The organism is Stenotrophomonas sp. LMG 10879 (assembly GCF_002750935.1).
Taxonomy (GTDB): Bacteria; Pseudomonadota; Gammaproteobacteria; order Xanthomonadales; family Xanthomonadaceae; genus Stenotrophomonas; species Stenotrophomonas lactitubi_B.
Window position 1 is genome coordinate 139,847 of the sequence record NZ_PEJT01000004.1, and the last position, 26,009, is coordinate 165,855.

Below are 26,009 nucleotides of genomic sequence, written 5' to 3' on the forward strand. Positions count from 1 at the left end.
AGATCCACGCCATGCGTGGAGGGTGTTTGCGATCCAATCGGTGGGGTCAGAGCCCTTTCGCACGCGAAAGGGATCCGACCCCGGAATCAGCGTCGTCGCTCAAGCCACCACAGCAGCGACGCGCACAGCACGAACGCCAGCCACCACGGCCAGCGCGGCCCCGGCACGCGCTGGTCCGCCTGCGCGGTGGCCGGTGCGGCAGCGGCCAGCCGCTGCGCGGTGGCATCGATCATCGCCTGCCGGTGCAGCGCCGGGGCCTGCTTCGGATCGAACACGTAGCGCCAGTGCGGGCGGTCGCCGTGCTGCAGGGGCTGCCAACCGGCCTGGCGCGGCCACCAGCCCGCGCATCGCGCTGTGCCGGTACCGCTGTCGACGATCAGCGGCACGCCCTCGCCGTGCGTGTCGAAGGCCTGCAGCGGTGCCTGCACGCCACACAGCGACTGGCGTTCGCCGGCCCAGGCCAGTGCCTGGGGCGACCATGGGCCTTCGCTACCGGGCTGCGCACGTGCCAGGGTGGCAAACACTGAGCTCCACAACTCGCCGTGGCGATCCTCGCGGCCGGCCAGTACCCAGCGCCAGCTGTCAGTGATCGGCAGCACGCCGATACGACCCTTGCCGACGGCGCGCCAACCGCCGATGGGCTTGCCGTCGCGATCCTGCAGCAAGGCGCGGCTGTCGACTGCCTGCAGCGCCAGGGACTCCAGCGCCGGCAGTGCTGCTGCGTGCGACGCGCGGTCGGCTTCTTCGCCGTCACCGGTGGCCAGGGTGCCGGCGGCCAAGGGCCCGCGACGTGCCTGCAGCATCGTGGCGTCACCCTCGGCGGCCATTGCCGCGAGCTGGCTGCCGGCATCGCCCTGCAACGGCAGGCCCAGATCGCGCAGGCGTTGCCGTGCGCTGGCCGATGGCGCGCCGGTACTGCGCACCAGCAGGCCCAGGCCGTCGCGCAGGGCTTGGCGCACGGCCGCCAGCTGACCGGCGCCGAGTGCGCCCAGGCTGCGTTCATCGAGCAGCAGCAGGTCGCTGCGCGCCAGCGTGGCCGCGTCCAACGCCACGTTGCCGTCGCCCAGGCTGAGGCCCGCACCGGTCTCGGCCTGCAGCTGCACGCGGATGCGGGCATCGGTGGCCCAACGACGCAGGTACTTCAGCTCGGCGCCCGGTGCGGCAGAGCGCACCAGCAGGCGCAGCGGAGCGGCGGCCAGCGTCTGCTGCGGCACCGGCACGCTGTCGGCAACATGGCCCTGCGCATCCAGCAGGCGCAGCTGGAACACGCTACGGCCTTCGGCGCGGGCGACGCCGCTGAGCTGCACACGGCCATCGGCTGCCAGCGGTGCACGATCGACCACCGCGCCGGCCGGGTCCAGCAGCTCGGCCTGCGCGCGTTCCACGCCGTGTGCCTGTGCGTGCACATCGAAGCGCGCTCCGGGAGCTGCGTCCGCAGGCGGCTGCAGAGCGATCCATCCATTGGGTGCAGGCGCTGCCTGCCAGCGCGTATCGGTGGGCAGTGCGGCATCGCGATCACGCGCGGCCAGGCCGGCTCCGACCAGGGTCACCGTGGAGGATGGATGACGGCGCAGTGCCGTGGCCAGGTCCGGCACGCGCGCTGCACCGGCCATGGCCGGTGCTTCCGGCAGCAGCACCCGGGTGGCGCCGGCCGGCAGTGCACCCGCCTTGTCGGCCTCGGCGCCAATCACCACCAGGCCGGCCAAGGGAACGCGTTGTGATGGCGGCAGCAGGCAGACGTACAGCAGCGCAGCGGCGGCGGCCTGCAGCGTGAGTACGGCGATCAGATGGCGGCGACCCCGCGTCGGCGAACGCAGCTGGCGCGCACTGGCGACGAGCACGATCAGCCCCAGCACGAGCGCGATCCACACGTTCACTGCCGATGTGCTCATGGCTGCGCCTCCAGCGCGTCGAGGTAGCGCTGCCCCATGGCATCGGCGGAATTGCGCCGCATCACCTGCGGCAGGGGCCGCTGCAGTGCGCGCCACAGCTGCGCACGCAGGCGCTGCCGGCACTCGGCGCAGCCGGGTTCGATGCGCAGTTGCTCGATGGCGGCAGCCAGGTCCAGTGCGTCGGGCAGGAAAGCACTGTTGCGCTGCTGCCAGGCGGCCAGCATGTCCAGGTCAGGCGTGCCGTCCTCGTCGCCCAATCGCTGCCAGGCCTCGACCACGGCCGGGTCAGGGGGCGTGCGTGCGGCCAGCGGCAGTGCGCGGCTGGCCAGCCCGGCACGGTCGCCACTCAGGCGTCGGCCCTCGTCGATCGGCGGCAGCTCCGGGCCTACACGGGCCAGGTAGATGCGCTCGGCCTGCTGCACCTGCTTGATGAAGGCCAGCGCTTTGTAGGCAAACGGCAGGGCCTGCTCGGGGCGCCCCTGGCGCAGTTCGCCTTCGGCCGACCACATCTGGTCCAGCGCTGCCTTCAGTGTGGCGCGCGTCTGCGGGTCAAGCAGCGTCGCCGCCTCGGCGTGGTCGTGGGTATGCCCGTACTCGGACAGCACGTCGGCGGCGCTGCCGAACACCGGTGGCGTGTCGCTGCCGCTGGCGCTGCCGCCGTGGTCATGGCCGTGCTCGTCGTGTGCGCCGGCCTGCACCTCGTGATCGTGCTCATGCTCGTCATCGTGCGCGTCGGCCGCGGGCGTATCGCTGGTGGGCAGGTCGCTGGTCGGCGGTGGCTTCGGCGCGCCCTCGCTTTCCTCGCCCAGGAACTGGCCGTAGCGCAGGCGCAGGATGCGCTGGTCGACGCCGATGGCATCGCTGCGCCTGACGAAGGTATCGGCGGCGACGGCCCGGCGTTCGCGGATCAACGCCTCGGCATCGATGATGATCTGCCGCTGGCTGCGGAAGTACGCTGGCAGGGTCTTCTTGATACGGCCTTCCAGTTCGGCACCCAGCACCGCTTCGGTGCTGGGCAGGCGCAGGATCACGCTGCTGCTGCGGCCGACCTGTGCTGTCGGCGCGTGGTTGTCGCGCACTTCCAGCTGGGCGATCACATCGTTGCCAGACTGTGCGCCCAGAGCGGCCAGGTCGAGGGTGTGGGCAAAGCGCCGTGCCGTGGCCTCGCCGCTGCCGTTCAGGGTCACGCTGCGCCGGACGAAGGTGATGTTCTCGCCGCTGCCCTGGGTGGTGGTGATCGACAGCGTCGCCTGCGGGAGGACGCCATGATCGTCGCTGGCCTCGAAGCGCAGCGCCCACTGCCGCTGCCCGGGGGTACCCAGAACCAGGCTGGCAGCAGGGTCGATCACACGCACCGTGGGTGCACGGTCGGCCACCACGTCGAGCCGATGCAGGCGGGTGTCGGCCAGCGCCGGTTCGCTGACCACGCGATACAGCAGCGGGGTGCGCGCCACGTCCTGCGCCTGCCATTCACCGTCGTGCTCGCGCAATGGCAGGCGACGTCCATCATGAAACTGCAGCCAGGCCTTGCTGGGCGCACGGTCGAAGCGCAGCGACCAGGACAGGCGACTGTCGGCGGCGACCTTCGCGTCGAGTGCGTTCTGCGTACGCCTGGGTTGGCCGGTATAGGCCGGTGCATCGATGCGCAGGCGGGTGGACTGCAGCCGCAGTGGACCGGCCTTGGCGCTGCTTTGCGGCGTCGCAAGGGCGGCAGTGCGCGGTGCAGCGTTGTGCGGCCAACCCAGCGTCAGCCCAGCGACGGCGATGCCGCCGATCCAGCACAGCGCCACTGCCCTGCGCGGCCAGCGCGGTCGCAGCTCGGGGAGGTTGCGTTCAAGCGCCGCCAGCACGTGCGTGCGCTGGCGCTGCTGTAGTGGATTGAGCATGCCGGCGTCGGCGAACAGCAGGTCGGCGCTGTCCTCGCTGGTCCCACTGGCATCCAGCCGGCGCTGCAGCCAGCGTCGGTCCAGCTGCCGGGCGCGTGTCGTCGCTACGGTCGCAATGATGAGCAAAGCCACGGTCGCCACGACGCAGGCGCTGTCGAAACCCAACAGGCGCAGCGCCAGTGCCGCCGCGGCCAACGCCCACGGCAGGCCCAGCAGCACAGTGATTGCGGCGCGGCGCCGACGTGCGCGCTGCCATGCCTGTTGCAGCGTCTTCATGGTGCCGCCCTGCGTCGCGCGCTGCTCGCCATCCAGCGCTCAAGCGCGAACAGCAGCACGATCATCAGCAGCAGCCAGGAGGTCGGTTCACGCAGGGGCGGCGTTGCCGCGGGCAACGTCGCGCGACGTGGTGCCTGGTCCTGCGCATCACCCAGCCGTGGCGTTGATGGCGGTTGCAGGGCCTGCAGCAGGTCGCGCGGCAGGCGGTCATCGCGCAGTGCACGGTTGCGGGCCACGTTCCATTCGCCGGGAAGATGCAGCAGGCGGCCCGTGCCGATGCGCTGCTGCCACAGCAGCGGTGCATTGTCTGCATCACGCAGCAGGACGGCTGCGCCCGCTGGCGGCTTGGCAGCGGTCAGCACCGTGCCGCCCTGCTGCAGCCACTGCTGCCAGGTGCCAGGCAGTACATCGGCGCCGGTCCACACGCCAATCTCGCCGCGACCCGGCAACGCATCGTCGGCCAGGGGCGCAGCCAGCGGTTGCGTACTCCATGCGCGCTGCAACGCGCCCAGCCAGTGCTGCGCTGCCGCTGGGGCATCACTACGCGTACGCAGGCGTGGCGCCACGGCGGCGTGCGGCACTGCAGTGACGGCCAGCGTGTGCGGCTGCCACTGCACCTCGCGCGACAGCTGCAGGCGGGCACCATCAAGGCCGGGCAAGGGATCGGGTACGTGTACGGTCAGCGCGGTGCCGGCCGGCAGCTGCGCATCCAGCTCGCGCAGCAGACTGGGCAGGGAAGCAGCGTCCATCGGCGTGGGCTGGTCGATGGGCGGGAAGCCCGGCGCCAGCCAATGCCAGTTGCGTGCATCGGCGCTGCTGCGCAGTGCGGTCGCGTCCAGGCCCGGTGCCACCACCGTCCACGCCGCTGGCACCGGTGCAGGACCGGTCAGCGCCGGACGCGCCAGCAGCAGGGCCAATGCGGCCAGCAACAGCAGGCGCACCAGCAACAGCGGCCAATCATCGAAGCGGATGCGTTGGCGCGGTCTTATCTGGGCGCGCAGCCAGCGCAGCGCAGCGAAATCCAGCGGCGTATAGGGATGACGACGGGCGATGTGGATCAGCAGTGGCAACAGCCATGCGGCCAGCGCGGCCAGGCCCAGCGGAAACAGCAGGCTCATGCGCCGCCCCTGCGGCCGAACAGCGCCTGCAGCGGCTGGTCCAGCGGCTGGTCGAGCCAACCGGTGGCGATGGCGATGCCACTGGACTGCAACCGCGACTGCAGCGCGGCATGGGCCTCGGCGAAGCGCTGCAGGTAGTCGGCGCGGATCGCGGCGCCATCGCCCAGCAGTTCCTCGCCCGTTTCCGGATCGCGGAAGCGGTGACCTGCATCGAAGGGGAAATCGCGTTCGTCGGCGGTCAGCACCTGCAGCAGCATCACCTCGCGGCGCGCGCTGGCCAGCTGCTCCAGCAGCACGATGCCCGCGTCATCGAAGCCATCGCCGATGGCCAGCAGCAGATCGCCAGGGCGCACGCGTTCCCACAACGGTCGCAGGCGCTCGGCGGCCGGCCATCCGCCACGCGCCTGCAGGGCATGCAGTTGCAGGTGCACCCGGTCGCGCTGGCGCGCGCCATGCGCGGCCGGTACCAGTTGCAGGCCTTCGCCATCGATGGCCAGCAGGCCGAAGCGATCACCCTGCTGCAGCGCCAGCTCGACCACGCAGGCTGCCAGTTGCCGCATGTGGTCCAGGCGGCTGCGTGCCGGTGCCGCGCGATCGGCCTGGGCCGCCGAGGCAGTGGCATCGAGCAGCAGCCAGACGGTGATCGGGCTTTCGCGCTCGGATTCACGCACGAAGAAGCGGTCCGAGCGCGCGTACAGCTTCCAGTCGATCTGGCGCAGTTCGTCGCCGGGCTCGTAGGCACGGTACTGGGCGAACTCGAGGCCGGCACCGCGGCTGCGGCTGGCGTGCTGGCCGATGCCGCTTGCACCGCTGGCCAGGCGCGGTCGCAGCCGCAGCGCACGCAGCCGCGCACGCAGGTCGGGTGGCAGCAGCAGCGGCGTGCCGGCGGTCACCAGTGGATCAACCCGGGAATGGAACGGCCTGCAGCAGTGCGGCGACCACATCGTCAGCCCGTTTCTGCTCGGCCTCGGCGGCGAAGGACAGCAGCAGGCGATGACGCATCACCGGTGCGGCCAGCGCCTGCACATCCTCGCGGGTGGCGGCGAAACGTCCCTGCAGCAGTGCGCGCGCCTTGGCGGCCAGCACCAGCGACTGCCCGGCACGCGGGCCCGCACCCCATTTCACCCACTGGTTGATCGCCGCCGGTGCGCCCTCGCCGGGACGGCTGGCGCGGACCAGACGGGTGATCCAGGCCAGCACGTCGGGGCTGACATGCACCTGGCGTACCGCCGCCTGCAGCGCGATCACCGCGTCGGCATCCATCACCTTGGGCACGCTTCCAGTGGCCCTACCGGTGGTCTGTTCCAGGATCTGCCGCTCTTCTTCCTCGCTGGGGTAATCGACCAGCACGTGCAGCAGGAAGCGATCCAGCTGTGCTTCGGGCAAGGGGTAGGTACCGGCCTGTTCGATCGGATTCTGCGTGGCCAGCACGAAGAACGGTGCCGGCAACGTGTAGGTCGTGCCGGCGTAGCTGACCGTGCGTTCCTGCATCGCTTCCAGCAGCGCTGCCTGGGTCTTGGGCGGGGTACGGTTGAGCTCGTCGGCCAACAGCAGGTTGGTGAAGATCGGGCCCTGCTGGAAGCGGAAATGGCGATGGCCGGTACCGTGGTCTTCTTCCAGCAGTTCGGTGCCGAGGATGTCGCTGGGCATCAGGTCCGGGGTGAACTGCACGCGCCGGAACTGCAGTTCCAGTGCCTGCCCCAGCGAGCGAACCAGCAGGGTCTTGCCCAGCCCCGGCGCGCCTTCCAGCAGGCAGTGGCCACCGGCCAGCAGGCCGATCAGCAACTGCTCGACCACCGCGTGCTGGCCGACCACGGCGTGGGCGAGCGCAGCGCGCAGATCGTGCAGGCGCGGCAGCAGGGAATCGAGGTCGGGGGAGGTCATGGGCGTGGTCCGTTCAATTGTTCAATGCGTACATCACGATGTTGACGCCAAAGCGGGTGTTGTCTTCGGCCAGGAAACGCTTGTTGCGCCAGTCGTAGTCCCACTCGCAGCCGTAGTCCTTGTTGCTGTAGAGCAGCCCCAGCCGGCCATCGACCTCGATGCCCTTCAGGTAGTCGTGTACCAGGTCATCGCCCCAGCCGTTGAGCTCGAAGCTGGTGGCCGGCGGGCCGTCGGGGAAACGGAAGAAACTGCGGTACAGCGGGTGGCTGTTGGGCAGCTTCTGCAGTGCTTTGGGACCAAACAGGCGACCCATCTGCGCTTCGAACGAGGTGGCGAACAGGCCGTCGATATCGTGGTTGCAGTCATCGACGAAGACGAAGCCGCCATTACGCACATAGCGCACGAAGTTCTGCCGTTCGGCGGCGTTGAACTCGACCAGGGTGTGCCCGGCCAGGTAGCAGAACGGCGCCTCCAGCATGCGCGGGTCGGCCAGGGCCACCACGCGTTCCTGCGGGTCCACCCGCAGGGAGGTGTAGTCGATCAGCGAGGTGATCAGGTTGGACGGCATGCGCGCGTCCACGTCCCAGTCGCCGGAGTCGTACTGCAGGCGGGTGAACCAGAAGTCGTAGCGTGAACTGCGCGGGCCTGCCTGCGCCCATGCCGGCAGGGCTGCCGCCGAAGCGGCAGCGGCCAACCAGCGCAGGCAGGCCCGGCGATCCATCAGACCGCGTCGGACAACGAGGTAAAGGTGAAATCGCGCAGCTTCATCGGCGGGATCATCATCACGAAGCTGGATTCGTCACCGGCCACGCGCACCGGCTTGCCCAGCTCTTCGATGTTGTTGAGCATGATCACCGGCGATTCGTTGAAGCGGAAGTTCTTCACCGGGTACTTGATCTGCCCGTTCTCGATGTAGAAGGTGCCATCGCGGGTCAGGCCGGTCAGCAGCACGGTCTGCGGATCGACCATGCGGATGTACCAGGTGCGGGTGACCAGGATGCCCTTCTGGGTGCCGCGCACCAGCTCGGCGGTGTTCTTGTCGCCACCACTCATCAGCAGGTTGCCGGGCGTGGCCTTGGCGGTCTTGCCCTGCTTCTGCGCCCAGAAGCGCGAATAGTCGAGGTTGGCGATCTTGCCGTTCTCGATGATGGCGATGCGCTCGCGCGGCATGCCTTCGCCATCCCATGGCAGCACCGGCGCTTCCGGGTGCCACGGGTCGGCATGCATGTTCACGCGCGGATCGTAGACCTGCTCGCCCAGCTTGTTGCCGCCGCCCTTCTTGGACAGGAAGCTGCGGCCTTCATCGGCCGAGCGCGCGCTGAAGAAATTCATCATGAAGCTGATCAGGCCCGCGGCCGCCGCCGGCTCCAGGATCACCGTGTACTTGCCGGGTTCCAGCGCCTTGGCTTCCTGCGACTCGGTCGCCTTGCGCATCGCGATGCGGATGTCCTGGTCGGCCTTGAAGTCGGCCGCGTCCTTCAGGTTGCGACCCACCCAGCCCGAACCACGGCCGTCTTCGGTGCGCACGGTGCAGGTGTAGTCGAAGTTGGTGGTGCGCTGGTAGCCGAAGTTGCCGTTGCTGTTGGCCGTAGCGTAGAAGCCCTGGCCGTCTTCGAGGAAGCCTGCAGCGATCAGCCCGTTGCCTCGGCACGGCGCGATCGAATCGGCGGCGACCTTGGCGCGGAAGGCCGGATCGATGGCGGCAGTGGATTCGCTGAAGGTCGGGCTGGCGCGATAGCTCTGCTTGCCGATGGCCGGCATGAACTCCGGGTTCTCCGGGGCCAGCCGGGCCAGATCTTCGGCGCGGCGGACCACGCGCTGCAGCGCGGCGTCGTCGAACTCGTTGATCGAAGCGGTACCCACGCGCTTGCCGAAGGCCACGGTAACGGCCAGTTCGGTGTTGTCGACGATGCCGCTGGTGGACACATTGTTCAGGGCGAAACGGATGTTGCCGTTGATCGACCCGGCCAGTACGGCGGTGCACTCATCGGCCTTGGACAGGGCGATGACCTTGTCGAGGATGGCCTTGGCCTGGGCTTCGGTGAAGATACTCATGGTGTAAGGGCTCCTGACCGATCAGCCGAGGCTGCGTGCGGTGTTGATGACGTTGATGCCGTTGAAGCGCGCGGTCGAAGACCCGTGCGAGACCGCCGAGACCTGGCCGGGCTGGCCCTTGCCGTCGAAGAATGAACCGCCCAGGCGGTAGTCGCGCTCGTCGGCCACGGCAGTGCAGGCATTCCAGAACTCCGGGGTGCGGATCTGGTAGGCCACGTCCTCAAGCATGCGGGTGATCTTTCCGTTCTTGATCTCGTAGAACAGCTGGCCGCCGAACTGCGCGTTGTAGCGCTGCTGGTCGATCGAGAACGAACCGTCACCGATGATGTAGATGCCGTTCTCCACGTCCTTGATCATGTCCGACACGCTCAGCGGCGACTTGCCCGGCGCCATCGACACGTTGGCCATGCGCTGGAACTGCACGCTGGACCACGAGTCGGCGTAGCAGCAGCCATCGGATTCGGTCTTGCCGAGGATGTGGGCCTGGTCGCGGATGGTCTGGTAGTCCACCAGCTTGCCGTTGCTGATCAGGTCCCAGCGCTTGCACTTCACGCCTTCATCGTCGTACGCCACCGCGCCGAGGCTGCCCGGCTGGGTCTTGTCGGCGAAGATGTTCACGTGTTCGCTGCCGTACTGGAAGTGCTGCTCGCGCTTGTCCAGGGTGGCGAAGCTGGTACCGGCATAGTTGGCTTCGTAGCCGAGCACGCGGTCCAGTTCCAGCGGATGGCCGATCGACTCGTGGATGGTCAGCCAGGTGTGCGACGGATCCAGGACCAGGTCGTACTTGCCAGGCTTCACCGACGGCGCCTTCAGCTTCTCCTGCGCCTGCTTGGCCGCTGCGATGGCATCTTCCTTCATGTCGTAGGACGAGCTGTAGTTGACCACGCCGTTGGGCGTCAGCACCTTGCCGGCAGGGGCGCCATCCAGATACTCATAGCCCAGGCCCATCGGCGCGGACAGCCCTTCGCGGGTGCGGAACTTGCCGCTGGCCTTGTCGATGGCGGTGATTGTCATCGGTGCCCAGATGCGGTGCACGTCCTGGTCGATGTAGGAGCCGTCGGTGGAGGCGAAGTACTTCTGCTCGTTCACCAGGAACAGCATCGAATTGATGAAGCTGGCGCCAGCGCCCATCGCCGCGGCGTTGACGTCCAGCAGCAGGTCGACCTTCTCCTTGATCGGTACCTCCATCGCATTCTTGCGGATCGGCGTCTTCCAGCTGACCTCGCCCACACCCGGCGCCTTGGCCAGCTGCACCGGCGCGGTCTGCACGCCCGCGTTGGCCTTGGCGATGGCTGCGGCCTGCTGCGCGGCACGGGCCACGTCGGCAGTGCTGAGCGCATTGGTGGCGGCAAAGCCCCAGGCGCCGTTGACGATCACGCGGATGCCGACACCGGTGGACTCGGTGTTGACCACGTTCTGCACCTTGTCTTCGCGGGTGATCACGAACTGCCGCAGGTAGCGGCCGATGCGCACGTCGCAGTAGGTGGCGCCGGCGCCGCGTGCGGCCTGCAGGGCGGCATCGGCCAGGCGCTTCTTCAGCGCGGGGTCGAGGCTGGACTGCAGCTGCTCGGCGGCGATCGCCTTGCCGAAGAACGACGGCACGATCAGGCCGCCAGCGGTAAGCCCGGTCAGGGCCAGGAAGTCACGTCTGTGCAAGGCTGCTCTCCATGAAGGACGGGTGGCTCAAGCGCCGAGACTGCGCGCGGTGTTGATGATGTTGATGCCGTTGAAACGGGTGGTGGACGAACCGTGCGAGACCGCCGACACCTGGCCGGGTTGGCCCTTGCCGTCGAAGAACGAGCCGCCCAGGCGGAAGTCGCGTTCATCGCAGATGGCGCTGCAGGCGTTCCAGAACTCCGGCGTGCGGATCTGGTAGGCCGCATCCTCGACCATGCCGGTGATCTTTCCGTTCTTGATCTGGTAGTACAGCTGGCCGCCGAACTGCGCGTTGTAGCGCTGCTGGTCGATGGAATAGGAGCCACGGCCGTGGATGTAGATGCCGTTCTCCACGTCCTTGACCATGTCCTCGACGCTCAGCGGCGCCTTGCCCGGTGCCAGCGAGACATTGGCCATGCGCTGGAACTGCACGCTGGACCACGAGTCGGCATAGCTGCAGCCATGCGAGGCGTCGCGGCCGAGGATGTGCGCTTCATCGCGGGTGGCCTGGTAATCGACCAGGATGCCGTCGCGCACCAGGTCCCAGCGCTGGGTCTTCACCCCTTCGTCGTCGTAGCCGACCGCACCGAGGCTGCCCGGCTGGGTCTTGTCGGCGAAGAAGGTGACGATGTCGCTGCCCCAGCGGAAACCGGCATCGCGCTTGTCCAGCGTGGCGAAGCTGGTGCCGGCGTAGTTGGCTTCGTAGCCGAGCACGCGGTCCAGCTCCAGCGGATGACCGACGTTCTCGTGGATGGTCAGGAACAGGTTGGACGGATCCAGCACCAGGTCGTACTTGCCGGGCTTCACCGACGGCGCCTTCAGCTTCTCGCGTGCGTGGCGGGCGGCGGCGATGGCGTCCTCGACCGGGTCATAGGAATCGCGGTAGGCAGTGATGCCACCGGGCAGCTGCACCTTCCCGCGCGCGTCCCCGTCGAGGAACTCGTAGCCCATGCCCATCGGCGAGGACAGACCGGCGCGGGTGCGGAACTTGCCGCTGGCCTTGTCGATGGCGGTGGCGGTGAACGGCAGCCAGATGCGGTGGATGTCCTGGTCGATGAACGAGCCGTCGCTGGAGGCGAAGTACTTCTGTTCGTTGACCAGGAACAGGGTGGAATTGATGTAGTCGGCGCCCGCATTCAGCGCGGCCGCATTGAGCGACAGCAGCAGCTCGACCTTGTCCTGGATCGGCACTTCCATCGCATTGCGGCGGATCGGCGTCTGCCAACGCACCTCGCCCACCGCCGGGGTGGGTGCCAGCTGCACCGGCCGGGTCTGGATGCTGGAATTGGCGCGCGCGATCGCGGCGGCCTGCTCGACTGCCGCGCGTACTGCTGCTTCGGTCTGCTGGTGGGTGGCGGCGAACCCCCAGGCCCCGTTGACGATCACCCGCACGCCCACACCGGAGGACTCGCGGTTGGTCACGTTGCCGACCTGGTGTTCGCGGGTGATCACCGACTGGTTGAGGTAGCGGCCGATACGCACGTCGCAGTAGCTGGCCTTGGCCGCGCGTGCGGCGGCAAGGGCGACCTCGGCCAGGCGTCGGCGTTTGGCCGGGTCGACCGGGGCCAGCAACTGCTCGGCGGCGATCAGCCGCGAATGCGGCAGGACCAGGCCCGCCAGGCCCAGACCGGAAAATGCCAGGAACTCACGTCGTTGCACTGCGTCTCTCTCTCACTTCCGTGCGGCCGGCAAAGGACCGATCCGATCACGTCAACTCCCCGACTTTCGCCAGCGGCGGGCATTCGGGCAAGTGACTGCAGTCATGGTAGGGGTGGGTTTCGGCAGGGCTGCGCCCTGCACCTGCAGAGGCCAGGGCCAGAGCAACGTCAAAAGCTGGCATTCCGTGGGATGGCGGGGCGGTGTCGGATTGCGGGGACGCCGCAAGTACGTCCCTGTAGGCTTGGCCGCGGCATCCATGCCGCGGACACCCCGCAATCCGACACCGCCCCACCTTCGACAGGTTCACTCGGCTGTTGGTAGGTGTCGACCTTGGTCGACACATCTGTCAGATATCGAAATAAATCTGGGGTCAGATCCCGTGCCGTTCCGACAGATCGCGGTCAACTGTCGAAGGCGGGGTGGGTCCGGTTGAGGGGGTGTGAGCGGCATGGATGCCGCGACCAAGCCCCGGGGGTCACTTCACGGATGGGTTTACGGCGTCCCCCTCAACCGGACCCACCCCGCCAACCCACAGGAAATCAGCTTTTGCTGTTGCTTCGGCTGTTGCTTCGGCCGTTGCCGTTGCCTCTGCGGGTGCAGGGCGCAGCCCTGCCGAGCAACACCCCCTCGTGCACAATGAGGCCGACCCCGCCTGGACGCCGTCTCGATGTCGAGCAAGCCGTATTCAGAAGCCTGCGAACGTAACCGCGAGCCGATCGCCGCTGCGCTCGACCCGTGGATGGGCGACCGCAACCGGATGCTGGAGATCGGCAGCGGCACCGGCCAGCATGCGGCCTTCTTCGCCGAGCGCTGGCCCTGGCTGCGCTGGCAGCCCAGCGACCATCCGGACCATCTGCCTGGCATCGAGGCCTGGCGCGCGGAGGCGGCGCTGTTGAACCTGCTGCCGCCGGTGGCGCTGCAGGTCGAGCTGCCGCCGGCGACCGGCCTGAGCCTGTCGGAAGGCAGCACGTTCGATGCTGCATTCACTGCCAACACCCTGCACATCATGAGCTGGGAACACGTGCAGGCCCTGTTTGCCGCACTTCCACCCCTGCTGCGCCATGGCGCGCTGCTGGCGGTGTACGGCCCGTTCAATTACGGCGGCCGTTACAGCAGCGACAGCAACGCGCAATTCGATGGCTGGCTGAAAGCGCGTGATCCGCGTAGCGGCATCCGCGATGCCGAAGCCGTGCAGGCGCTGGCGGCGGACAACGGATTCACCCGGTTGGGTGATCTGGCCATGCCGGCCAACAACCGAGTGTTGTTGTGGCGCCTGGGGTGATCAGGCGTCGGGGGCCATGCTGGAAAGGCGGGTCGCTGCAGCACGCAGTCCCTTGAAGACAGGTTCGGACACGGTCGAAGGGAAGCCGCTTGGAAGCTGGCGTGTGACGTGTTCGATGGCAGGTTCCACGGAAGCGATCAACGCTTCGATCCATGGCTCTGCGCCATCGGCTACGCCACAGGCGCGTGCGGTTTCATTCCAGTGCCGGCGTCGCACAAGATGCAGTTTTCGATGGCGGTTCTTGCCCTCTACCGCCATGGCAAGCTGCGCGTTGTGCGGATCGAGTTGATTGGGCCCCCGGCCGAGGATGGGATATACCGACAGCACGTCGTAGACAGGAGTCAGACGGAAACGCCCCCCCGCGTCGATGTGGACGCTGAAGTTCTTTGCGTGGCCGTCGGTCGCGGCAAGCATCCAGAACAGGATCTGCGTCTTGAAGAAGGTTGCTCGATCCTCAGGCTGCTCGGATTGCCGAAGCAGATCCATGATGGCCACGATGCCGGGGCCGCCATCGGATTCGTACTTCCGGGCAGCGGGGAGGCCAAAGACCTGACACATATCTTCCTGCGGCAAGCGAAGCCACCACGTGCGATCCGCAGCCAGTCGCCGGTCGAAACGTTCGACGATCAGTGCACCTTGATCTTCAAAACGCCCCATCTGCGTATCCGCGACGGGAATACCAAAGGCCGCCAGCAAGTGCATGCACAGCCACTCGTTCTCCACGGACTGGTGCATGTCCGCACGCATGTTGCCGATGATACCCAACGGCAGCTTGAAGATGTGCGTGGACGGCGTACTTCCGGTAGGAATGCACCATTGACCATCGTGCAGCAGCAGGCCGGTCTTTTCCTGCGCTCCAGCGATGGAAATGCGGAACGCATCGTCGCTGGAAGATGTGCCAGGCAATGCACTTGTTGTGACCTGGCGCAGGACTTCAGCGACGCCTGAGTCATTCAATGGTTCGAACGTTATCCGCTGGATGGCATCCGGTGTGCGCGAATGTGGCAACAGCTGCACCGCGCCCACACAGTCCCGGCCAATGGCTTCAAGCAGATCGAACGTATCGCTGCTGCGCGTGGCGAACCGGTCGCGGATCCGGTTGCGGATGGTGACGTTATCGGGGAGAAGATTGTCGAAGTAGTCGTTGACGACCTGACCCTGATGGCTTTCACCGTCGGGCAGCAGGGGGAGCGAAAGGGACAGTGGTCGCGACTGCGTCGAACCAATCCATTGGCTGAGGTAGGAAAGGCGGGATGCCCGGTTCCGCGCATCATCCCAGAGCGCCACCTCGACACCATTCATCCAGACCCGCAACGTACCCATGGCTTACCACTCCGAAGTCGACGTGTTTTCCCGGGGACTTCGCTGCTGCAGGCTGATTTCCAGGCCCAACACGGCCCAGACTCGCATCAATCGCTCGAAGCTGGCAGACGCTGGATCGCGTTCCAATGCGCCGACTGCCTGGCGGGAGATGCCCAGTCGCTCGGCAAGCTGTGCTTGACTCAGCCCGGCCTGGCGTCTGAACGCGCGCATCAGCGGCGCAAGTTGCTGCGGTGTTCTCACCGTATGCGGCGGCCTGTCCATACCGGCAGTCCTCGGGAAAGATGACCGTACGCCATCACGTACGCAAAGGATAGGTTGCTTTACGACACACAACCTATCTCGTTCCTGCGCCACAGGCAACCTATGGATTGCCTTCTCAAAAGGCAATCAATAGGTTTCTTTTTGTAGTGTGCTACTACGCCACCTGCACGATATGCAGCGCCTTCGGGTTGCGCCACTGCGCCAGCAGCACCGCTTCGCGGGCCTTGGCCTTTTCGAAGTGTGCTTCCTTGACGTGACCGAAGCCGCGGATGTGCTCGGGCACGCTGGCGATCTCCACTGCCAGTGCCAGGCGATCGTCATCCAGGCCATCCAGCAGCACCTGCACGGTCGCCTCGTAATCGCCGATCAGCTTGCGCTCCATGCGGCGCTCTTCCGTGCGGCCGAACACGTCGAAGCGGCCGCCACGCAGGAACTTCAGCTTGGCCAGCAGGCCGAACGCCTTGAACATCCACGGGCCATATTCCTTCTTCAGCAACCGGCCCTGTTCGTCCTTCTTCGCGAACAGCGGCGGTGCCAGATGGAAGCGCAGCTGGTAATCGCCCTCGAACTGCTGCTGCAGGCGGCGCTGGAAATCGCCGCTGGTGTACAGGCGCGCCACTTCGTATTCGTCCTTGTACGCCATCAGCTTGAACAGGTAGCGGGCCACGGTCTCGGTCAACGCGGTGGAGCCGCCGATACGCTCGGCTTCAGTCGCGCGCACACGCTCGACCAGCGTGCGGTAGCGGTTGGCATAGGCGGCATCCTGATAGTCGGTCAGGAAGGCCGAGCGGCGCTCGATCATCTCGTCCAGCGAGCGCGACAGGCGCGCGTCGTCCAACGGCAGGAAAGCGACATCGCCACCATGCGTCGGCAGCCCACGCAACTCGCGCTCGTCACCGGTGTTGCGCGGTGCGGCGGTAGCGCCCCACTCGTTGCCTTCCCATTCGCCCGGCGGCAGTGCATGCAGCGGGCCTGGGGTATTTTCGGTGTCGGTATGGCGGTTGCGAACCACGCCTGCCGCCTGCTGCACGGCCTGCGGATCGACCGCGGCCAGGCGGCCCCAGGCAAAGGCCTGCTGGTTCATCGCCACCGCGGCGCCGTTGAGCTCGATGGCACGCATCAGCGACTCGAACGACAGCGGCACCAGGCCCTGCTGCCAGGCGTAGCCGAGGATGAACAGGTTGGCGGCGATCGCATCGCCGAGCAACGCGGTGGCCAGCTGGGTCGCATCCAGCAGCAGCGGCTCTTCGCCACCCAAGGCCACGCGCACGCCGGCGATGATGTCGGCGGCGGGGAACTGCATGTCCGGGCGCGTGGTGAACGTGCCCGGCATCGCTTCATAGGTGTTGAGCACCACCTGCGAACGGCCGGCGCGTACCTTCGACAGTGCCCAGTAATCGTTGACCACCACCATGTCGCAGCCCAGCACCAGGTCGGCTTCACCGGCGGCGATGCGCACCGCATGGATGTCGTCCGGGTGACGGGCGATGCGGATGTGCGTGGTTACCGCGCCACCCTTCTGCGCCAGCCCGGTCTGATCAAGCACCGACGCACCCTTGCCTTCAAGATGACCGGCCATGCCCAGCAGGGCGCCGATGGTCACCACGCCGGTGCCGCCAACGCCGGTGATCAGGATGTTCCAGGGCTGCTCCAGGGTGCCGCGCACCACCGGTGCCGGCAGGTTGTCCAGCAGCGTGGAGGCATCGCGCTTGCTGCCCTTGCGCGGCTGTCCACCGTGCACGGTGACGAAGCTCGGGCAGAAGCCGTTGACGCAGGAATAGTCCTTGTTGCAGTTGGACTGGTCGATGTCGCGCTTGCGCCCGAACTCGGTTTCCTTTGGCAGCACCGACACGCAGAAGCTCTTCTTGCCGCAGTCGCCACAGCCTTCGCAGACCAGCGAATTGATCATCACTCGCTTCTGCGGATCTTCCAGCTTGCCGCGCTTGCGGCGACGGCGCTTCTCGGTGGCGCAGGTCTGTTCGTAGATCAGGATCGAAACACCCTTCACTTCGCGCAGGCGCTTCTGCACCGCGTCCAGCTCGCTGCGGTCATGGAACTCCACGTCGCTGGGGAAATGCTCGCGCTGGCGCGTCCACTTGGCGATGTTGTCCGACAGCACCATGATGGTGTGGATGCCCTCGGCACGCATCTGCCTTGCGATGTCCGGCACGTTGAGCGGGCCGTCCACCGGCTGTCCGCCGGTCATCGCCACCGCGTCGTTGTAGAGGATCTTGTAGGTGATGTTGACGCCGGCGGCGATCGCCTGGCGGATCGCCAGCGAACCGCTGTGGAAATAGGTGCCGTCGCCCAGGTTCTGGAACACGTGCTGGGTATCGGTGAAGGCGGCCTGCCCGGCCCACGTCACGCCTTCGCCACCCATGTGGGTGAAGGTGTCGGTGCTGCGGTCCATCCAGGTCACCATGTAATGGCAACCGATGCCGGCCAGCGCGCGCGAACCTTCCGGCACGGTGGTGGAGGTGTTGTGCGGGCAGCCGGAGCAGTAGTGCGGCACGCGCGGGAAACTGGCGCGCGGCAACGCGAGCTCGGCTTCCTTTTCCTGCATCCACTGCAGGCGCTGCTCGATGGAGTCGTTGTTGAAGAACTTCTGGATGCGGCGACCGATCACGCCGGCGATGGTGGCCGGGGTCAGTTCGCCGGTCGACGGCAGGATCCACTCGCCGGCCTCGTCGTACTTGCCGACGATGGACGGACGCTGGCCCCAGCTGACCGGCCAGTTGAAGAACTGCTCCTTCATCTGGCGCTCGATGAAGGCACGCTTCTCCTCCACCACGATGATGTCTTCCAGGCCCTGTGCGAAGCGGGCGATGCCTTCCGGCTCCAGCGGCCAGGTCATGCCGACCTTGTACACGCGGATGCCGATGTCGGCGCAGGCCTGCTCGTCCAGGCCCAGGTATTCCAGCGCCTGCAGCACGTCCAGGTAGCTCTTGCCGGTGGTGACGATGCCCAGCCGCGCACGCGGCGCGTCCATCACCACCTTGTCGATGCCGTTGGCACGGGCGAAGGCCTGCGCGGCTTTCACCGCGTAGCGGTGCAGGCGCATCTCCTGGTCGAGCGGCGGATCGGGCCAGCGGATGTTGAGGCCGCCGGCGGGCATGTCGAAGTCTTCCGGCAGCACGATGCGCCGGGCCAGCGGATCGACCTCGACCGAAGCCGACGATTCCACCGTCTCGGCGATCGTCTTGAAACCGACCCAGCGCCCGGTGTAACGGCTCATCGCCCAACCAAGCAGGCCCATGTCGAGGATGTCCTGCACGCCGGCCGGGTTCAGCACCGGCATCATCGCGCTGACGAATTCGTCTTCGCTGCCATGCGGCAGCGTCGAGCTGCGGCAGGCGTGGTCATCGGCGGCCAGTGCCAGCACGCCGCCATGGCGCGAGGTGCCGGCGGCATTGGCGTGCTTGAACACGTCGCCACAGCGGTCCACGCCCGGGCCCTTGCCGTACCACATGCCGAACACGCCCTGCACGTTGGCGCCGGGGAACAGGTTGGTCTGCTGGGTGCCCCACACCATGGTCGCGCCCAGATCCTCGTTGAGGCCCGGGGTGAACTTCACCTTGGCCGCTTCCAGGTGCTTGCGCGCACGCCACAGCTCCAGGTCGAAGCCGCCCAGCGGGCTGCCGCGATAGCCGCTGATGAAGCCGGCGCTGTCGATGCCGGTGGCTTCGTCGCGCAGGCGCTGCATCAGCGGCAGCCGCACCAGCGCCTGCACGCCACTCAGGTAGATCCGTCCTTCGTTGCGGGTGTACTTGTGGTCGAGCGTGTAATCACGGTCGAGCAGGTCGGCGGAGGCGGGCGAAGTGAGTTGCGCGGTACTGGTCATGGCTGGCCTGGTCAGGATCGGCTGGCACCGGCCGCGCAGGTACACGCGGCGGGAAAGGCGCGAATTGTAACAGTGGGGGGCAAAGGCCCCGGCACTCGCGCCAGGGCCGTGCTGAGGTTAGGATCGGGGAGAGAGAGGGAGGGTTGGTGTTTCAACCTTGGGGGAATTTGGATGTCAGTTGCAGGACAGTTCCTGGCCGGCGTGTTGCTGGTCTCGGGAGCGGCCACTGCGTGGGCCGCGCCGGCATTGCCGGCACCGCAGGAGTTCTATTTCGACAGCGACGCCGCCGCCGCGCCGATCACGGTGGTGCAGGGTGAAGGCGAAGACCTGGTGGCACAGCTGCTGAAGCACCGCGAGCGTGGCCGCAAGGGGCTGGAAGCCACGGCGCAGCTGGCGTCGGTCGCCATTGCGCAGGGGCGCGCGGAACTGGGCGACAAGCTCTATCGCGAGGCACTGGCCGAAGCGCCGGTGCAGAGCGCGCTGGGCCGCAGCGTACGCTGGAACTATGGCTGGGACCTGTTGCGGCAGGGCCAGGCATTGGCTGCGCTGGAGCAGTGGCAGGCCGCTGCCAGCACCCTGCGCAGCAATCCCGGCTGGGTGCCGCCGAGCTATGCATTGGCGCTGTGGCGGGCGGGCCAGCAGCAGGAGGCGGTGAAGTGGTATGCCGCTGCCGTACGCACCGAGCCGGCGCAATGGCGCGACAGCAGTCGTTACGCGCAGCTGTTGCCGGGCTGGCGCGATGACGAACGCGCGACGTTGGCCGAAGTACAGCAGGCCTGGGCGGCCGCGCCACCCGCCTGGCCCTGAGGGTGGGGGTTCGGCCGGGTTGCACCCGGCACCCGCAGAGGCCAGAGCCACAGCAACAGCGGGTTTGCTGGGGGATGGCGGGGCGGTGTGGACAGGCAGGACACGCCGTAAACCCGTCCTTGGGGGCTCGATGGCGCCTTGCTCGTGTGCGCTTTCCTGCGCACACGGCAAGACCGGGGTTGGGCGTCCTGCCCAACCCGCCCGAGGGCATGCCTCGGGCCCATGGCGCCAACGGTCCTGCCTGCCCACACCGCCCCGCCTTCGACAGATTCCCGCTGCTGTTGGTAGGTGTCGACCTTGGTCGACACGTACATCCACGCCATGCGTGGATGAATCTGCATCGGAATCGAATGATCGATATCTGATCGAAATGCAGCCGAGCGTGGGCTCGGCGCTACAAAAAGCGGCCAGCCAACTGCTTCTGCTTTTGCTCTTCTTCTTTCTTTTCCGTGGCTGATCGCCCCCGGAAACTGTCCGTGGCCGGGCGGGTAGGCTGCGCAGGGGCGTGAGCCGCATGGATGCGGCGAACGAGCTTACAGGGACGTACTTGCAGCGTCCCCTGCGCAGCCTACCCGCCCGGCCAACCCACAGCTGGCGCCTTCAGCGACCAACCACGAGGGGCTGCGCCGTTCGCAGGAAACCCTCAGTCGTCCGCGGACACCGTGCGCCCCGACGCCCACTCCCGCAACGCCGCCACCTGCTCGGCCATCAACACCGACAACGGCCGCGTCGTGCGGATCTCGCCCATCAGCAGCTCGGTATCCAGCGGCCGGCCTTCGGCGTGCGCCGAATACAGCCCGGCCACGATCGCCTGCTCGATCTCCGCACCGGAAAACCCGTTGGCCGCTGCGGCCAGTGCCGGCAGCGCGAAGTCGTCGGCATTGAGCTGGCGCCGCCCCAGGTGCAGCCGCAGCAGTTCCACGCGCACATCGGCCGAGGGCAGGTCGACGAAGAAGATCTCGTCGAAGCGGCCCTTGCGCAGCAGCTCGGCCGGCAGCTCGTGCACCTGGTTGGCGGTAGCCACGATGAACACCGGCGCCTTGCGCTCGGCCATCCAGGTCAGCAGGTAGCCGAGTACACGACGCGACACGCCGCCATCCTCGCTGCCGGTGGCCAGGCCCTTCTCGATCTCATCCATCCACAGCACGCATGGCGCCAGCTGCTCGGCCGAGGCCAGTGCCTGGCGCAGGTTGGCTTCGGTCTCGCCGTGGTACTTGTTGTACAGCGCGCCTACGTCAAGGCGCAGCAGCGGCACGCCGAAACCGGCGGCGGTGGCCTTGGCCAGCATCGATTTGCCGCAGCCCTGCACGCCCAGCAGCAGCATGCCGCGTGGCGGGTCCAGCCCGGCCGGTGCCGAGCCGGCGATGAAGGCGACGCGACGCTGGTTGATCCAGCGCTTCAGCCGGTTGGCCCCGGCCACGTCGCCGAAGCGCGCGCTGTCGTGCTCGAAGAACAGGTGGCCGCTGCGGTTGAGCAGCTCGAACTTCAGCCGCGCCAACTGTGGCAGGTCGTCGTCGCGCAGCGCGCCATCGGCATAGATCAGCTGCCGCGCGATGCGCCGCGCATCGACCAGGCTCAGCCCCTGCAGGTTCTTCAGGATCTTCTTGACCGCCTCGCTGTCCACTTCCACCCGGCGCCCGCCGTGTTCGCGTGCATAGGCATCGGCTTCTTCGCGCAGCATCTTCAGCAGTGCGTTGGCGTCGGGCAGGCGCGGGTTGAAGCGCACCGCCAGGGCTTCCAGTTCGGCCGGCAGTTCCACCTTGGCGCCGATCAGCACCAGCACGTGCGGTTCGCTGTGGCGGCGCTGGATCAGGTCACGCAGCGCGCGCTGGTGGCTGGCATAGCCCAGGTAAGGGTGGAAATCGAGCAGCAGGTACACGCCGCGCTGGTCGGCCTGGCGGATCATCTGCAGTGCGGCGCTGGCGTCGGGCGGGCCCACAGGCTCGTCCTCGCGCTCCAGGTCGATGCGGCGCAGGCCCTCGGTGATCGACCAGCGGTGCAGGGCCCGCCAGACATGCATCAGCGTCTGCCGGAACAGCTCGACGATGCGACCCTCATCCTGGGTCTCGACCACGATCAACGGCGTGTTGGCGCGGATCAGTGCGCTCAGGTCCTGCAGTTCGCTCATGGCGGTTCGGTCCTTCGGGGGCGCCACGATAGCAAAGGCCGGGGGGCACGGGTTCAGCACGGCTCTACCTTCCGTCACCATCGGCGGTGTACGCTCGGGGCACGTACCCGGAAGCGAGGCTGGCATGAAGACGATCCTGGTGGCCGGTTCCAAAGGCGGGGTGGGCAAGTCCACCATCGCCACCCACCTGGCCGCGTACGCGGCATTGCAAGGCAAGGCCACGGTGATCGCCGATGCCGACCCGCAGGGCTCCAGCACGCGCTGGGCACAGCGCCGGGCCGGGCTGGAAAGCGCGGTGCTGCCGATCGACGTGTACCGCAAGAAGCAATGGGCGCAGAAGCTGCCCGACGGTACCGATACCGTGGTGATCGATGCACCGGCCGGCGCACTGGCCGACGATATCCCGCATTTCCTCGACGCTGCCGATGCCGTGGTGGTGCCGGTGCTGCCCTCGGCACTAGACATCGAAGCCATCGTCGGCTTCCTCAACAGCCTGGCCCAGGTACCCCGCGTGCACAGCCGCAAGCTGCCGGTCGGGCTGGTGCTGAACCGCACCAAGCCTTGGACGCAGACCTCGCAGCAGGCCCTGCAGATGCTGGCTGACTGGCCGTATCCGGTGGTCGCCCAGCTGCGCGACAGCCAGAGCTATGTGGTCATGACCGGCCTGGGTCGCAGTCTTTTCGATTACCGCTCCGCCCAGGTGCGCGAGCACCAGGCCGACTGGGAACCCCTGTTGTCCTGGCTGAAGCTGTAACAGCCGTAGGTCTCCATCCCTTTATTGGAATCCCGCAATGCGCGAACTGATCCTGCTCCGCCACGCTCACGCCGAACCGGCCACCACCGGCCAGGCCGACCTTGACCGGCCGTTGTCGCCGGTGGGCCTCGCCGAAGCCGAAGCCGCCGGCAAGTGGCTGAAGGAAAACAACCTGCTGCCCGATTGCGTGCTGTGTTCCCCCTCGCGGCGGACCCGCGAAACCCTGGAAGCGGTGATGACGGCCATCGGCTATGTCGAAAAGCGCCTGGAGGACCGCATCTACGAGGCTACCCCGGGCACCCTGGCGGCGCTGGTGGACGAGCGCCGTGACCTGGACCGGGTGTTGATCGTCGGTCACAACCCCGGGCTGGAGCAGCTGGTGGCGCTGATGACCGATGGCACCAGCAGTGATTACCGTGGCATGCCGCCGGGCGGCGTCGCCGTGCTCGGTTTCGCCCGCGAGGCAACGATCGAGCCGGGCGTGGCCAGCCTGAACGCCTTCTGGTGGCCGTGAGCCGATGAGGGTGGCGTTGCCGGGCCGCTGCCTGCTGCCAGTCGTTCTGGCGATCGGCCCGGCCTGGGCCGCCGCACCGCCACCGACCGCGCTGCCGGCGGTCGTGGCCGAGTCGCCGCGTACGCTGCAGCTGGATGTGGTGCGCTCGCAGATCGGTTTCGAAGTCCGCACCCGTTTCGGCCAGCGCATCGAGGGCGTGTTCCCGCGTTTCGAGGGGCGTATCGAGGTGCTGTCCGATGGCCGTCACCAGGTCCACCTGAAGATGTTCACCCGCACCGTGGAGATCCCCGGCAAGGACCGCTATACCGGCTGGATGCGCGGCCCGGAGTTCTTCGACGCTGGCCGTTACCCCTTCGTCGAGTTCGACTCGCTGCCGTACTGGCCGGAGACGGTCGCCGACGGAGGCGGCATCGATGGCCGGCTGACCCTGCGCGGCGTCAGCCATCCGGAGACACTCAAGGTCGAGAAAGCGGAATGTGCCCGACCCGGCTATGATTGCGACGTCGTCAGCCGCGGTACCGTGCAACGAGGCCGGTACGGCATGGACAGCTGGCAGCTTGCCTTGAGTGACCGAGTGACTTTCGTACTGCGTGCACGTCTCAGCGAGGCGTCGAAACCGTGAATCCATTGCTGCGTGTACTGGTGCTGGCAACCGTGTTGCTGGGCAGTGGCTGTGCGTCGCTGTCGCACGCCCAGCGTGATCGCGCCGAGGCGATCGCCGTACAGGCACGCTCGACCCAGGTGGATTGCCAGCAGGCCGACCGCTGCGCGCTGGATTCGCCCCTGCGGGCTTTGGCCGGCCGGGCGTTCAGCGAATCGACCCCGGAACAGCCGCGGCACTACGCCACCCTGCTGGACGAGGGCGAAGGCGCGCTGGTCGCGCGCCTGAACCTGCTGCGCAGCGCCACCCGCAGCATCGACCTGCAGACCTACATCTTCGACAAGGACGACAGCGCCCGCCTGGTCATCGACGAGCTGCTGGCGGCGTCGCGGCGCGGGGTGAAGGTGCGGCTGCTGATCGACCAGCTTTCGGCGATCTCCGACCTGCAGATCCTCGGCGCACTGGCCGGCGCCCACCAGAACTTCCAGCTGCGGGTCTACAACCCGACGTTCGGCAAGGCCCGGCTGAACTACTTCGACTATGCCGGCAGCGTGCTGTGCTGCTTCCGCCGCTTCAATCAGCGCATGCACAACAAGCTGCTGGTGGTTGACGATGCGATCGGCGTGGTCGGTGGGCGCAATTACCAGGACGACTATTACGACTGGGATCGCGAATACAACTTCCGTGACCGCGATGTGCTGATCGCCGGTCCTGAAGCGCGCGCGATGGCGGCCAACTTCGATGCCTTCTGGCGTGCGCAGCGCAGCGTGCCGGCCGAGCGCCTGAACGATGTCGGCCGTACCCTGCTCAAGCAGGGCGTGCCGCTGCTGCCGCCCGCGCAGTTCCGCAGGCCCGAACGGGTGGAGCGGGTCAGCGAGGAGGCCAACGATGTCGACTTCGTCACCCGTTCGTTCGTGGACACCGCCTTGCCGGTCGCCTCGGTGCGCTATGTGGCCGATCTGCCGCGCAAGCACCGCCGTGAGCGCGCCGACGCACCACTGGCCGGGCAGCATGTCACCGAGCCGCAGCTGGATGCACTGATCTCCAGTGCACAGCATGAAGTGATCCTGCAGACGCCCTACCTGGTGCTGTCCAAGCCGGCACAGAAGCTGTTCCGCGAGCTGCGCAAGCGGCCGGAACCACCGCGCGTGGTGGTGTCCAGCAACAGCCTGGCCGCCACCGACAACCCGATCGTGTATGCGCTGTCGTACAAGTACAAGCGCCGCAACATGCGCGAGCTGGGCTTCAACATCTTCGAATTCAAGCCGTTCCCGCTGGATGCCCCGGTCGATTACCGCAACCTGCTGCCCGACCCGATCGCAGCGCCGGGCAGCGATACCGGCCGCAATCCGCTGCTCGGGGGTAGTGCCGCTGGCAGCAATGCCGGCGGCGGCGGTGGTGATCTGGTGGCCACTGCCGAAGCGGACGCTACGCCGGCGCGGGTGATCCATCCGCGTACCGGCAGCGCCTATGAGAACGGTCGTGCGCGTCGGCGTGCCGCCGGCAGCGAAGTCGAGACCCGCCTGCTGCGTACCGAAACGCGCCCTTCGTTCCTGGGCAGCAAGGCGGTCAACAAGCCGCTGCCGGTCACCCGCAAGGGCGCGCGCATGGGCCTGCATGCCAAGTCGCTGGTGGTCGACCGCCGTATCGGCGTGGTCGGTACCCACAACTTCGATCCGCGCAGCGAAAACTACAACACCGAAGGCGCGGTGATCATCGACGATCCGGCCTTTGCCGAGCAGCTGGCCCAGAGCATCCTGCGCGATACCCACCCGCAGAACTCCTGGACGGTGGCGCCGCGTGCCAAGCCGCCGGTCCTGTCCGGCCTGAACTACAGCGTCGGCAAGGCCTCCGAGGCACTGCCGATCCTCGACTTCTGGCCGTGGCGCTATGCCACCGACTACGAGTTCAAGCCGGGCCCGGACTGCCCGCAGCCACTGCCGCGGCAGAGCGCCGATTTCCACCGCTGCTATGTCGCGGTGGGCGACTTCCCCGAGGTCAACGTCGGGCCGAAGTGGCTGCTGGTGCGCATGCTGACCGCATTCGGCGCCGGCCTCGTCCCCATCCTCTGA

19 protein-coding genes are annotated in these 26,009 nt (G+C 67.4%); 6 read left to right on the forward strand and 13 right to left on the reverse strand.

The window, feature by feature from the left end:
* Window positions 1-86 precede the first annotated feature (86 nt).
* The 9 genes from CR919_RS07565 to CR919_RS07605 are packed head-to-tail and all read right to left on the reverse strand — an operon-like array spanning window position 87 to window position 12,426.
* Window positions 87-1,892 carry a hypothetical protein gene (locus CR919_RS07565; protein ID WP_099819490.1) on the reverse strand — a complete coding sequence of 602 codons (1,806 nt, stop codon included), beginning with the start codon at window positions 1,890-1,892 and terminating at the stop codon, window positions 87-89.
* Window positions 1,889-4,054, reverse strand: a complete 2,166-nt coding sequence (locus CR919_RS07570) for a hypothetical protein (RefSeq protein WP_099819491.1) — start codon at window positions 4,052-4,054, stop codon at window positions 1,889-1,891. Before CR919_RS07570 ends, CR919_RS07565 begins: the two co-directional genes overlap by 4 nt.
* Entirely contained in the window at window positions 4,051-5,172 is a 1,122-nt protein-coding gene (locus tag CR919_RS07575) for a BatA domain-containing protein (protein ID WP_099819492.1), read from the reverse strand. The genes CR919_RS07570 and CR919_RS07575 overlap by 4 nt, the downstream gene beginning before the upstream one ends.
* Window positions 5,169-6,065 carry a DUF58 domain-containing protein gene (locus CR919_RS07580; protein ID WP_099819493.1) on the reverse strand — a complete coding sequence of 299 codons (897 nt, stop codon included), beginning with the start codon at window positions 6,063-6,065 and terminating at the stop codon, window positions 5,169-5,171. The genes CR919_RS07575 and CR919_RS07580 overlap by 4 nt, the downstream gene beginning before the upstream one ends.
* 7 nt (window positions 6,066-6,072) lie before the next feature.
* Window positions 6,073-7,056: a MoxR family ATPase gene (locus CR919_RS07585; protein ID WP_099819494.1), complete on the reverse strand. Its 984-nt coding sequence runs from the start codon at window positions 7,054-7,056 to the stop codon at window positions 6,073-6,075.
* Between the two features lie 13 nt (window positions 7,057-7,069).
* Window positions 7,070-7,777 carry a DUF4159 domain-containing protein gene (locus CR919_RS07590; RefSeq protein WP_099819495.1) on the reverse strand — a complete coding sequence of 236 codons (708 nt, stop codon included), beginning with the start codon at window positions 7,775-7,777 and terminating at the stop codon, window positions 7,070-7,072.
* Window positions 7,777-9,111 (reverse strand): TldD/PmbA family protein, encoded by a 1,335-nt coding sequence (locus CR919_RS07595; RefSeq protein ID WP_099819496.1) that lies wholly within the window; start codon window positions 9,109-9,111, stop codon window positions 7,777-7,779. Before CR919_RS07595 ends, CR919_RS07590 begins: the two co-directional genes overlap by 1 nt.
* A gap of 21 nt (window positions 9,112-9,132) precedes the next feature.
* Window positions 9,133-10,767, reverse strand: a complete 1,635-nt coding sequence (locus tag CR919_RS07600) for a TldD/PmbA family protein (RefSeq protein WP_099819497.1) — start codon at window positions 10,765-10,767, stop codon at window positions 9,133-9,135.
* A gap of 27 nt (window positions 10,768-10,794) precedes the next feature.
* Entirely contained in the window at window positions 10,795-12,426 is a 1,632-nt protein-coding gene (locus CR919_RS07605; protein WP_165787249.1) for a TldD/PmbA family protein, read from the reverse strand.
* A gap of 667 nt (window positions 12,427-13,093) precedes the next feature.
* Here CR919_RS07605 and CR919_RS07620 point away from each other — a divergent pair.
* Window positions 13,094-13,708, forward strand: a complete 615-nt coding sequence (locus CR919_RS07620; protein WP_099819499.1) for a DUF938 domain-containing protein — start codon at window positions 13,094-13,096, stop codon at window positions 13,706-13,708.
* Here the strand turns inward: CR919_RS07620 and CR919_RS07625 are convergent, their stop codons facing one another.
* The 3 genes from CR919_RS07625 to CR919_RS07635 all read right to left on the reverse strand — a co-directional run bounded on the left by CR919_RS07625 (window position 13,709) and on the right by CR919_RS07635 (window position 19,133).
* On the reverse strand, window positions 13,709-15,031 hold the full coding sequence (locus tag CR919_RS07625; RefSeq protein ID WP_099819500.1) for a type II toxin-antitoxin system HipA family toxin: 1,323 nt from the start codon (window positions 15,029-15,031) through the stop codon (window positions 13,709-13,711).
* 3 nt (window positions 15,032-15,034) lie between these two features.
* The gene (locus CR919_RS07630) at window positions 15,035-15,292 is read right to left on the reverse strand and encodes a helix-turn-helix transcriptional regulator (RefSeq protein ID WP_089241740.1); all 258 of its coding nucleotides are present in this window, start codon (window positions 15,290-15,292) and stop codon (window positions 15,035-15,037) included.
* Window positions 15,293-15,446: 154 nt separating this feature from the next.
* The gene (locus CR919_RS07635) at window positions 15,447-19,133 is read right to left on the reverse strand and encodes an indolepyruvate ferredoxin oxidoreductase family protein (protein ID WP_099819501.1); all 3,687 of its coding nucleotides are present in this window, start codon (window positions 19,131-19,133) and stop codon (window positions 15,447-15,449) included.
* A 171-nt stretch (window positions 19,134-19,304) separates the two neighbouring features.
* Here CR919_RS07635 and CR919_RS07640 point away from each other — a divergent pair, with 171 nt between their 5' ends.
* A complete protein-coding gene (locus CR919_RS07640; protein WP_099819502.1) occupies window positions 19,305-19,940 on the forward strand; it encodes a hypothetical protein in 636 nt (211 codons plus the stop codon).
* A 643-nt stretch (window positions 19,941-20,583) separates the two neighbouring features.
* On the opposite strand, the gene CR919_RS07645 is transcribed toward CR919_RS07640, so the two are convergent.
* Entirely contained in the window at window positions 20,584-22,068 is a 1,485-nt protein-coding gene (locus CR919_RS07645; protein ID WP_099819503.1) for an AAA family ATPase, read from the reverse strand.
* 124 nt (window positions 22,069-22,192) lie between these two features.
* Between CR919_RS07645 and CR919_RS07650 the strand changes: the two genes are divergently transcribed.
* Genes CR919_RS07650 through CR919_RS07665 form a run of 4 tightly spaced genes read left to right on the forward strand, consistent with a single transcriptional unit; the run spans window position 22,193 to window position 26,009 of the window.
* Window positions 22,193-22,822 (forward strand): ParA family protein, encoded by a 630-nt coding sequence (locus tag CR919_RS07650; protein WP_099819504.1) that lies wholly within the window; start codon window positions 22,193-22,195, stop codon window positions 22,820-22,822.
* A gap of 37 nt (window positions 22,823-22,859) precedes the next feature.
* On the forward strand, window positions 22,860-23,336 hold the full coding sequence (locus CR919_RS07655; RefSeq protein ID WP_099819505.1) for a histidine phosphatase family protein: 477 nt from the start codon (window positions 22,860-22,862) through the stop codon (window positions 23,334-23,336).
* A 4-nt stretch (window positions 23,337-23,340) separates the two neighbouring features.
* The gene (locus CR919_RS07660; RefSeq protein WP_099819506.1) at window positions 23,341-23,958 is read left to right on the forward strand and encodes a YceI family protein; all 618 of its coding nucleotides are present in this window, start codon (window positions 23,341-23,343) and stop codon (window positions 23,956-23,958) included.
* Window positions 23,955-26,009, forward strand: coding sequence for a phospholipase D family protein (locus CR919_RS07665; RefSeq protein ID WP_099819507.1), 2,055 nt, complete (start codon window positions 23,955-23,957; stop codon window positions 26,007-26,009). The genes CR919_RS07660 and CR919_RS07665 overlap by 4 nt, the downstream gene beginning before the upstream one ends.

Coding starts and splice junctions, on each gene's coding strand:
- CR919_RS07655 (WP_099819505.1), top strand. CDS start 22,860: ATGCGCGAACTGATCCTGCTCCGCCACGCTCACGCCGAACCGGCCACC.
- CR919_RS07650 (WP_099819504.1), top strand. CDS start 22,193: ATGAAGACGATCCTGGTGGCCGGTTCCAAAGGCGGGGTGGGCAAGTCC.
- CR919_RS07595 (WP_099819496.1), bottom strand. CDS start 9,111: ATGAGTATCTTCACCGAAGCCCAGGCCAAGGCCATCCTCGACAAGGTC.
- CR919_RS07645 (WP_099819503.1), bottom strand. CDS start 22,068: ATGAGCGAACTGCAGGACCTGAGCGCACTGATCCGCGCCAACACGCCG.
- CR919_RS07565 (WP_099819490.1), bottom strand. CDS start 1,892: ATGAGCACATCGGCAGTGAACGTGTGGATCGCGCTCGTGCTGGGGCTG.
- CR919_RS07570 (WP_099819491.1), bottom strand. CDS start 4,054: ATGAAGACGCTGCAACAGGCATGGCAGCGCGCACGTCGGCGCCGCGCC.
- CR919_RS07590 (WP_099819495.1), bottom strand. CDS start 7,777: ATGGATCGCCGGGCCTGCCTGCGCTGGTTGGCCGCTGCCGCTTCGGCG.
- CR919_RS07660 (WP_099819506.1), top strand. CDS start 23,341: ATGAGGGTGGCGTTGCCGGGCCGCTGCCTGCTGCCAGTCGTTCTGGCG.
- CR919_RS07635 (WP_099819501.1), bottom strand. CDS start 19,133: ATGACCAGTACCGCGCAACTCACTTCGCCCGCCTCCGCCGACCTGCTC.
- CR919_RS07585 (WP_099819494.1), bottom strand. CDS start 7,056: ATGACCTCCCCCGACCTCGATTCCCTGCTGCCGCGCCTGCACGATCTG.
- CR919_RS07640 (WP_099819502.1), top strand. CDS start 19,305: ATGTCAGTTGCAGGACAGTTCCTGGCCGGCGTGTTGCTGGTCTCGGGA.
- CR919_RS07630 (WP_089241740.1), bottom strand. CDS start 15,292: ATGGACAGGCCGCCGCATACGGTGAGAACACCGCAGCAACTTGCGCCG.
- CR919_RS07620 (WP_099819499.1), top strand. CDS start 13,094: ATGTCGAGCAAGCCGTATTCAGAAGCCTGCGAACGTAACCGCGAGCCG.
- CR919_RS07575 (WP_099819492.1), bottom strand. CDS start 5,172: ATGAGCCTGCTGTTTCCGCTGGGCCTGGCCGCGCTGGCCGCATGGCTG.
- CR919_RS07625 (WP_099819500.1), bottom strand. CDS start 15,031: ATGGGTACGTTGCGGGTCTGGATGAATGGTGTCGAGGTGGCGCTCTGG.